The following is a 9,121-nucleotide window of genomic DNA, read 5'->3' as shown; positions in this document are numbered from 1 at the left end:
AGCCACCCATTCCCTACACCCGGCTCACCGCAGCTCAGGGCGTGGAGGAAGCCCTCCGCATGCTCGAAGGACGCTGGAAGTTTCTCATCCTCTTCCAGCTCTTCGGCGGCAACGTCATGCGCTTCTCAGATCTCGAGCGCGCCATCCCTGCCGTCACGCAGAAGATGCTCGCCCAGCAGCTCCGCCAGCTGGAGAAAGACGGCATCGTCCAGCGCACCGTCTATCCCGTCATCCCGCCCAAGGTCGAATACTCCCTCACCCCCTGGGGCCAGTCCCTCTGCCCCGTGCTGGATGCCATCCTCAAATGGGCCGCAGCACGCGAAGAGCTGCAGTAGAAAAATCGCCGCCGTGAATCGGCACCCACTCACTCCACAGGGCCCCGCACTTTAATCTTGCAGCTTCACCCTCCTCACGCTGTCATCTCCTCCTCAGCCACCGATGAAAGCCCTCTCCCTCACCCTCCTGACCTTCCTCTGCCTCGCCCTCAGCACCCAGGCGCGCATTGGTGAAAGCTTGGACGACTGCATCAAACGCTACGGCGAGCCCGCCCAGTGCCCCCAGCCCAAGACCCTGCTCTTTCACAAGTCAGGCATCGCCATCACCTGCTTTTTTGTCGATGGCCACTGCGTGCAGATCAGCTACAAAAAACTCGAACCCGCCGCCCGCCTCAATGAACGCGAAGTGGAGATCCTCCGCATGGCCAATGGCAGCAAGTGGCAGCTGCGCCCGGACGACAGGCACAATCCCACCATCCACTGGTCCAATGAAACCTGCGAGTGCCAGTGGGACCGCAACACCGGGCTGCTGCAGTTCGAGGCGCTGGCGGAGAAGAAGCGAAAAGCAGACGAGATCCGCGCGGCGGAAAAGAAGCTCCTCGAAGGCTTCTAGCCCTCCCGCCTCCTCGCATCGCAAAGCCCCGCTTCACCCCGGCGCATCCCGCCCCACCGCTTACACCGGCCCCATCTTCTGAATGTCCGCCGCCTCGCGCAGCTGGCTCAGCCGTTGCTCGATCCTTTCCTTCGCCAGCTCCTCCATCAGCGACATTTTCACGTCCTCCTTCACGCTTTCAAACGGCTTCGGATCCGTGTGCCGGATGTCATCCACACGCAGGATCATGAAAGTCCCAGGCTCCTCCAGCACCTGGCTGAGCTCTCCCTTTTGCATCTTCGCGATCACACCTGCCACCTGGTCATTGATGTCTGAAAGTCGCGTCCATGGCCACGCACCGCCCTCATCCGCACGGCTGTCGGCGCTGTTCTCACGCGCCATCTCCGCAAAGTCTCCCCCGTTCACCATCCGCGTGCGCAGGATCTCCGCCTGACTGCGCGCATTGGGCGTCGTGCTCAGGATCGTCAGCGTGTGAATCTTCACCGACTCCGGGTCGCGCCAGCGCTGCAGGTTCTTCTCATAATGCTCCCGCACCACCGCGTCCGTCACCTCCACTTTGTTCGCGATCCTCGCCCGCACCGCGCTCACGATGATCATCCGCTCCCGCAGTTCACGGTACTTCTCCAAGGACATGCCCACGGCGTCGATCTCCGCCATCAAGGCCGCGTGATCCCCGTTGAAGGAAAGCTGCGTCACCTGCTTCTCATCATTTTCGATGTCCTCCTTGTTGATGACACCGCCCAGCCTGAAAAACTCATCCTCCAGCAGCTGGAAGTCGATCAGCACGTTCAGCGCATTGCGTCGCACGTCCGCCAGCTCCTTCTTCAATCGCACCGGATCATTCACCAGCTGGACCGTCAGCATCCGCTCCTGCGCTTTGACCATCGCATCCAGGTCGGAGGCATAAATCGGCATCCCGTTCACCTTCGCCACCACACGGTCCTTCGTTTCCCGCTCCTTCGCCGCATCAGCCCCCTGCGCACTGGACGTGCCAAATCCAGCCAGCGTCAGCAGCAGCCACAGCGCCGCCAGGCTCATCAGGCGTGCGCAGTTTTTCGGATTCATTCCACATCTCATGCGCCGCTTGCATCCATCACGCAAGCTCACCTGTCGCAGACGATGATCCATGGGTGGGGTCATGTTCATGTGAGAGATGTATATCAGTTTCTAATTTTTCCGTCGAGCCGGAATGGATAGGTCATTGCCCTACCCCATCCAAGACTCCGCTCATTTCATTCCAGCCATTTCCGTGCCTCCAGAGCGGCGCTCTGGTCGAAGTATTTGACCTCCGCCTTTGTGAACGGCTTGCAGAAAGTCGCCATGCCCTGCTCCCACTTCGAGTTTCCCACCATCGCCAGCCGCTCGATGCTGTTGAAGTGATGCAGCGCAAACTTCGTGTCTTCCCACAGGGCGCCTGCTGTCCAGCCATGGAAATCCGTCATGTCAAACAGCACCCGCAGCTTGCCGTGCAGATCCGCCAGGCGGTCAAACTCCGGCACAAAGTGCTCATAGTCTTCCTTGACCAGCTTGCCAGTCACGAACACCGCCACCGTGTTCCCATCATTTTCTTCTTTGAGTTGTATCGGCATATGAGACTCCTTTGAAAATCTATCGGGTCAGCCCCACCTCGGAGGCTTGTCTAATTCGATTCCAGCCCCGTCCCTGGCTGATTGTTTTGTCATGCTTTCCCGGACAGACCACCAGCCAACGGCGGTTCAAACACGTTCGTTTTCATGCGACCAGTACCCGTCGCTCCCGTAATGCCTGAAAAGCCCGCTCTCATACTCACGGGTCACCAGCGCCTCGTCCGTGTACTCCGGCGATGCCTTCACCGCCTCGCGGCTCATCTTCACGAAGACCTTCATTTCACTCCAGCTCACGCGCTCGATCCATACGGGTGACACCAGCACCTTCTTGCCCGGCCACCAGTGGCCCGTGTCCACCACCAGGTAGCGGATCGCCCAGTTCTCATCATCGATGATGAAGTCCACCACATGGCCGATCTCGCCATCCGTCGCCTGAATGTCATGCCCCGTCACCGCATCCGTGCTGCGCAGGTGCGGATCCCAGGAATGCTCCGTCTCCTCCGGTGCGCTCCAGTTCTCCGGGTCGCGCACCAGGTAGGGGTACGCACCCCACATCAGCGGGCCGCCCCAGTACATCGGCCAGCCATAGTAGCCGTGGTAGTCCACCTCAAACTGGCGCGACACCGGCTTGTCGCTGTCCCAGGACGGGCTGTCCTGAATCTGCTGCCGCGTCAGATTCACCGCGATGGCTTCAGCCTCCTTCACCGCGCCCACCAGCGCATACGGCGAGATCAAAACCATCCGGCCATTGAGCCAGCCGCCCGTGTCCGCCACCAGGTAGCGGATCGTCCAGTGCTGGTCGTCGAAGTAAAATTCGCGGACACTCCCGATCTCGCCATCGAGGCAGTCCAGCTTGAATCCTTTGAGTGCGTTTGCTTTGAGTAACATAACGTTGGAGTTGTGTGTTGCCAGCCCTTCAGGACGCCTGCGCCAAACCCATCCCTGCTGGATGAATCGTGGCTTCCTTTTCACTATCAATACGCCGCCGGAGGGGCTGTTTGGTTGTGCCAATCTCCGGCCGCGCCAACAACCGCGCCATGGGGTGAAACCCCACTATGGGGATTTGCAGCACAGATTGACGTCCTTGTCTTGAAGGCCACCGGCCTTCCGTCTTTCAGCCCAGGGGTGCCGCGTGTCCTACGAGATCGATGAGCCCTGCCTTGCCCCCAATGCATCTCCCTTTCAAGATGACACGGCCTCACCCCCAGAGCGCTGCGCGTGCCTCCTATTTGGACTGCGGTTGCGCAGTGAGGCACGAACGCAGCTACCGCTTTCGCCGTGCTGATCGGCCCACCCAGACCACTGGTTATTCGAAGGCGGGAGCCGGTGCACGTCCGCCAGCCCCTCACCCCTCGCACGCCACGAGACGTTCGAAAGCGGCAGCTTCACCCTTTCAGGGTTGCGCAGCCGCACTCCAAAAGCCCTCCGCTCTTCGTGTTACCTCCCACAACCCTCACCCCCTCACCCCCTCACATCATCCACACCTTCCGGCACCTCGGCGATGAGCCGCTGCATCGCCGCCACCTTGGCCCCGATGAAGAGCACATTCATCAAATCAATCTGCTCCCGCGTGGCCCCCGACGTCCGGATCTTCATGTCCCCGGACCCAAAGCCCAGCAGCCAGTGGCGGAAAATATCGTCCCGATGTTTCTCCAGTCCCATGCCTTGCGCGTTGTAGCTGTTGGAGCCGCTGCCAAAAAGCATCTTGTGCGTCAGCTGCCCCGGCGTCACCTCCCAGTAGCTCAGCCGGTCAAAGACAAACACCGTCAGAAACCACGTCAGGAACATCAGCGACGAAAACCAAAAATACGCGCCCATCGAAAGGTGAATCGTCAGGTGCTCAAACCACCGGAACACCTCGTCCCACCAGCCCACATAGGCCAGCACCACCGTCAGCAGCGCAGCGCCCATGATCACCATGCCCGAGGCCAGACCGCGCACCGAAAAATTCGTGATCATGATGATCAGGAACAGCGTCAGGAAGTAGATCACCCCCAGGTTGTTGCCAGGATGCACCCACTCCAGCATCTGCCCCGTGCTTTCCGGATGCTGCTCCTGCCCATGCAGATAAGTCAGCCCCGCCATCACATATCCCACCATCCACACCGGCCACCAGAACAGCAGCGGCGAGTGACTGTAGATGCGGATGGTCGTCTGCCCCCGGCGCAGCGCCGGATTCGCAGCCGCCGGCACCGGCTGCGTGCGGATCTCCTCCGCGCCGACCGTTTCCAGCGGCGCCGTGGCAGGGACTTCAATTGTATTGTGCTCGTTCATGGTAGTTAGATTTTGTCCTCGTATTTTTCGAAACTTTTTTCCTAAATCGCCCGTGGAGACCTCCTCAGCCATGGCGCTTGCAAGTTAAAGAAACGTTCGCTTTGCCGCAGAGGAGCGGAGAGGCAGAGGGAGCAAAGAATGAAATCAATCTCTGCCACCTCTGCTCCTTTGCCCCTCTGCGGCAAACCGAACGTCCAAGACCTCGCCATATCGGAAAGCAGTTTTACAACCCGCGACTAGCTCCGTCCTCAGTCCTGCTCCGGCGTTGGATGAAACGGCCTCCCGCACACTCACGCGGCCGCCGCCTCCGTCATGATCTTCACCAGCGTGTCCTCCACCTCCTGCGCCGCATCGTTGAGCTGCGGTGTGTTAAACATCCCCAGCAGAGTCGTCGGCTTCAGGGTGGCCAGCACGGTCTTGCCGCCTTCCTCATACACGGAGATCCGGCAGGGCAGCGCCGTGGAGATGCTCAGGTTTTCATCCAGCACCTTCTTCGCCTGCTCCGGCTGGCACACTTCAAAGATCAGGCACTCATGGTCAAACACCACGCCCTTCTTCCACATGGTTTCCTTGAGATCATGCACCTGCATGACACCGAACTTGTGGGCTGGCACCGCAATCTGCAGCGCCGCCGCCGTTTCTTTCACTGACTTGTCCGTGTTGAGCTGGATGAGCATAGGTTTGGTTGGTTGGTTAAGGAGTGGATCGCATGGTCGCGGAAAGCGGATTTACTTTTTCGACAGTTCCCGGATCGCCAGCAGCAGCACCACCACCAGCACCATGCCGGTGATCGCCCACGTCCACGTGCCGTCTGCCATCCATCCTTCGCTTGGGTTCATCGTCAGTCATCGGGAGCGTTGCAGCTCACCGGTCAGGGGTGAATCTTGCCGTGGCCATGAAGGCGGCGCGCTTCGCCGTTCGGAAGGAAGCCGTGGCCTCCAGCGTCTTGTTGGATCGTTTGATGGCTTTGTCCATCACATCCACCATGGACGTGGCCGGGGTGCCGGCGGGTTCCAGGAGTTTCCAGACTTGTTCTTGCATGGTCGTGTCTTGGTTGATCCATCACCAGCGCAGGGGCAGCGCCACCCCACCGGCTTTGGGAAACTGAATCTTGTTTATGTCTCCGATTTACCACGGTTCCCCCGTGCATCTCCATGGGGTGAAACCCTACCGCACATGCCACGGCCCGGTGGGTGTTCACCCCATGGCGGAATCCCCCTCTGCACGCCATGCTCGTTCTCCCCTTCCTTCATGTTTTTTGGTGATCTCTGCCTTCGTGCCCTTCATTGACTCCCTCCCCTCATCCGCCCCCCACCGCCGTCTGGCAGCAAGACGGCGAAGGCATGAGCCTGACCCTCGCCGGAGACTGGCTGCGTGAAGGCCCCGCCGTCAGCATCACAGGCACAGCCCCGGATCGCGCGCCCACCCGTTATCAAACAGACGCGCTGGGCACCCATGACTCCACACTGCCCGCATTCATCCTCGCGCATCTGCGCACGCTGAAGGCCCCCGCCGAGGGCGATCCGCAGCCCGCACCGCTGGACGGACTCCCCGACAATCTGCGCTGCCTGCTCCAGCTCGCACTCGCCGTGCCGGAGGATGGCGGCGCCCATCCGGACACACGCCCGCAGTCTCGGCTGGAAACCATCGGCAATATCACCCTCAGCGCCTGGCAGAGCGGCATCGCGCTGCTGGATTTCATCGGGCAGGCGGTGCTTTCACTCGGCCGCTTGGCACGTGGTCGTGCGCGCTTCCGCAGCTCAGATTTCTGGATGACGCTGCAGCAGTGCGGCGTGGAGGCCCTGCCCATCGTCTCGCTCATCAGCTTCCTCATCGGCCTCATCCTCGCCTTTGTCGGCAGCGTGCAGCTCGCGCACTTCGGTGCGGATCTCTACGTCGCAGATCTCGTGGGCATCTCCATGGTCCGTGAGATGGGCGTGGTCATGACCGCCATCATCATGAGCGGCCGCACCGGCGCCGCCTTCGCCGCGCACATCGGCAGCATGAAGGCCAATGAAGAGATCGATGCCCTGCGCACCTTCGGCTTTGATCCCTTCGACTTCCTCGTCCTGCCGCGCATCCTGGCCCTGGTGCTGATGATGCCCCTGCTCACCGTGTATGCAGACCTCGTGGGCATCCTCGGCGGCATGCTGGTCGGTGCCGCCTCGGGCATCCCGCCCGTGCTGTACTGGACGGAGACGGTCGCATCCTTAAACATCACCAACGCCTCCCTCGGTGTTATAAAAAGCCCCTTCTTCGGTGCGGCCATCGCCATCAGCGGCTGCATGCAGGGCATGCGCGCGGGGAATTCCTCCGCCGCTGTGGGAGAGGCCACCACTCGCGCCGTGGTCACTGCCATCACCTCCGTCATCGTGCTGGACTCCGCCTTCGCCGCCATCTTCACCCTGCTGGACATCTGACCATGGCCGCCAAAATCACCGTCCAAGATCTCACCATGGCCTACGGCGACCTCGTGGTGATGCATGACCTCAATTTCGAAATTCAGGACAAGGACATCTTCGTCATCATGGGCGGCAGCGGCTGCGGCAAGAGCACCCTCCTGCGCCACCTCATCGGCCTGCGCGAGCCCGCCAAAGGCTCCATCCTCTACGATGGCAAAGACTTCACCGCCACGCCTCTCGAAGAGCGCGGCCCCTTCTTCCAGCGCTTTGGCGTCATGTATCAGTCCGCCGCTCTGTGGTCATCCCTCACCCTCGCGGAAAACATCTCCATGCCGCTGGAGGAATCCTGCAAGCTCCCTCCCAAGACCCTGCGCGATCTCGCCTGCTACAAGCTCTCCCTCGTCGGCCTCTCCGGTTATGAAGACTTCTACCCTTCCCAGATCAGCGGCGGAATGAAGAAGCGCGCAGGCATCGCACGCGCCATGGCCTTGGACCCCGACATCCTCTTTCTCGACGAACCCAGCTCCGGCCTTGATCCCCTCAGCTCGCGCCGCCTCGACGATCTCATCCTCGGCCTGCGCGATGGCCAGGGCTCCACCATCGTCATCGTCACGCATGAGCTCGCCAGCATCTTCAGCATCGCCAACAACTCCGTGTTTCTCGACACCGCCACCCACACCCAGGGCGCCCTGGGGAATCCCTCCGATCTCCGCGATCACTCGGACAATCCTGCCGTGCGCCTCTTTTTAAATCGCGGCGACACACCTCCACCCACACCATGAGCAAAACCGCCAGCCCCACACTCATCGGCATCTTCACCCTCGTCGGCCTCGTGCTTGCCGCCGGGTCCCTCATCCTCTTTGGCGCCAGCCGCTTCTTTGAAAAGACCAGCCGCATCATGCTCTACTTTGATCAGAGCGCCAATGGCCTCCTCGTCGGCTCGGAGGCCCGCTTCGGCGGTGTCCGCATCGGCCGCGTCGCATCCATCCGTGTCCTGCTCGATTCCAAAGAGAACCGCAAGATCATCCCCGTCGTCGTCGAGCTCTCCGAGAAGGACCTCCGCTTCGTCGGCTCCACCACCGGAGACAAAATTGACTTCACCACCGATGCCGGCGTGAAATTCGCCGTGGCCAATGGCCTGCGCGCCCGCATGAAGCAGCAGAGCCTCCTCACCGGCCAGCTCTACATCGAGTTCGACATCGCCCCGGACAAGCCCGGCTTCCTCTTCAAACCCGAGAACCCGCCGAGCTTCCCCGCCGTGCCCACCATGGGCACCGAGCTCGATGCCATCATCTCCGGCATCTCGGACGGCCTGAAAAAATTCAACGACCTCGATCTCGCCTCAATCATGAAGGATCTGCGCGATGTCCTCTCCAACACCAAGGAGCAGATCGCCGCACTCAATCTCAAGGCCATCAACGACAACATCCTCGGCATCACCACGGACGTCCGCGCCCTCACCGGCAACAAAAAACTCGGCCTCGCCATCGACACCCTCGCGACGGCGCTCAAGAGCTTCGATGAACTCGCCAAGAAGGCCAATCTGGGCATCGACCCCCTGCTCAAGGATTTGGAAAAAGTCATGCAGCAGGCCACCGCCGGACTGGAAAAAATCAAGGAAGCCTCCGCCGACATCTCCAACGTCACCAACCCCCGCGCCCCCGTCCTCATGCGTCTGCAAAACGTGCTGGAGGAGGCAGAGCGCGCCTCACGCGCCATCAAGGAACTCGCCAACGAGCTCAAACGAAACCCCAGCACGCTCCTGCGCGGCAAAGACCTCCATCCATGAACACGCGCCTCCTCACCTGCGGCCTCCTGCTGCTGACACTCGCCGCCTGCAGCGTGCTTCAGCCCGTCAAAGACACCGCCACCCAGCACCTGCTGGAGCCCCTCGTGCCAGACCGCACCCTCACCGCCGCGCGCCCCGCCATCGCCGTCGGCCGCCCCTCCCTTCCCGGCTACCTCGACAGC

The 9,121-nt window shown here is 61.2% G+C and carries 12 protein-coding genes; 6 read left to right on the top strand and 6 right to left on the bottom strand.

The features are described from left to right. Nucleotides 1–8: 8 nt before the first annotated feature. Both WAW39_RS08475 and WAW39_RS08470 read left to right on the top strand, forming a co-directional pair. Nucleotides 9–335 carry a winged helix-turn-helix transcriptional regulator gene (locus WAW39_RS08475; protein ID WP_422317747.1) on the top strand — a complete coding sequence of 109 codons (327 nt, stop codon included), beginning with the start codon at nt 9–11 and terminating at the stop codon, nt 333–335. 103 nt (nt 336–438) lie between these two features. Then, entirely contained in the window at nt 439–888 is a 450-nt protein-coding gene (locus WAW39_RS08470; RefSeq protein ID WP_422317745.1) for a hypothetical protein, read from the top strand. A 60-nt stretch (nt 889–948) separates the two neighbouring features. On the opposite strand, the gene WAW39_RS08465 is transcribed toward WAW39_RS08470, so the two are convergent. The 6 genes from WAW39_RS08465 to WAW39_RS08440 all read right to left on the bottom strand — a co-directional run bounded on the left by WAW39_RS08465 (nt 949) and on the right by WAW39_RS08440 (nt 5,789). Then, entirely contained in the window at nt 949–1,953 is a 1,005-nt protein-coding gene (locus WAW39_RS08465; RefSeq protein WP_422317743.1) for a peptidylprolyl isomerase, read from the bottom strand. A 167-nt stretch (nt 1,954–2,120) separates the two neighbouring features. Beyond that, the gene (locus WAW39_RS08460; RefSeq protein ID WP_422317741.1) at nt 2,121–2,477 is read right to left on the bottom strand and encodes an STAS/SEC14 domain-containing protein; all 357 of its coding nucleotides are present in this window, start codon (nt 2,475–2,477) and stop codon (nt 2,121–2,123) included. Between the two features lie 126 nt (nt 2,478–2,603). After that, nucleotides 2,604–3,362 carry a PRC-barrel domain containing protein gene (locus WAW39_RS08455; RefSeq protein ID WP_422317739.1) on the bottom strand — a complete coding sequence of 253 codons (759 nt, stop codon included), beginning with the start codon at nt 3,360–3,362 and terminating at the stop codon, nt 2,604–2,606. Nucleotides 3,363–3,935: 573 nt separating this feature from the next. Next, complete coding sequence (locus tag WAW39_RS08450; RefSeq protein WP_422317737.1) at nt 3,936–4,748, bottom strand: hypothetical protein; 813 nt, start codon at nt 4,746–4,748, stop codon at nt 3,936–3,938. Nucleotides 4,749–5,038: 290 nt separating this feature from the next. Next, nucleotides 5,039–5,425, bottom strand: coding sequence for a DUF302 domain-containing protein (locus tag WAW39_RS08445; RefSeq protein ID WP_422317735.1), 387 nt, complete (start codon nt 5,423–5,425; stop codon nt 5,039–5,041). A 187-nt stretch (nt 5,426–5,612) separates the two neighbouring features. Continuing rightward, entirely contained in the window at nt 5,613–5,789 is a 177-nt protein-coding gene (locus tag WAW39_RS08440; RefSeq protein ID WP_422317733.1) for a hypothetical protein, read from the bottom strand. A gap of 245 nt (nt 5,790–6,034) precedes the next feature. On the opposite strand from WAW39_RS08440, the gene WAW39_RS08435 reads away from it, so the two are divergent. The 4 genes from WAW39_RS08435 to WAW39_RS08420 all read left to right on the top strand — a co-directional run. Beyond that, a complete protein-coding gene (locus WAW39_RS08435) occupies nt 6,035–7,168 on the top strand; it encodes an MlaE family ABC transporter permease (protein ID WP_422317731.1) in 1,134 nt (377 codons plus the stop codon). A gap of 2 nt (nt 7,169–7,170) precedes the next feature. Further along, entirely contained in the window at nt 7,171–7,932 is a 762-nt protein-coding gene (locus WAW39_RS08430; RefSeq protein WP_422317729.1) for an ABC transporter ATP-binding protein, read from the top strand. Beyond that, complete coding sequence (locus WAW39_RS08425) at nt 7,929–8,939, top strand: MlaD family protein (RefSeq protein WP_422317727.1); 1,011 nt, start codon at nt 7,929–7,931, stop codon at nt 8,937–8,939. Before WAW39_RS08430 ends, WAW39_RS08425 begins: the two co-directional genes overlap by 4 nt. After that, nucleotides 8,936–9,121 (top strand): hypothetical protein (locus WAW39_RS08420; protein ID WP_422317725.1); only part of this gene is annotated, 186 nt, incomplete at its 3' end. The genes WAW39_RS08425 and WAW39_RS08420, both read left to right, overlap by 4 nt.

The organism is Prosthecobacter sp., from assembly GCF_049294395.1.
Classification (GTDB): Bacteria; Verrucomicrobiota; Verrucomicrobiia; order Verrucomicrobiales; family Verrucomicrobiaceae; genus Prosthecobacter.
This window is presented reverse-complemented; position numbering and strand designations above follow the sequence as displayed.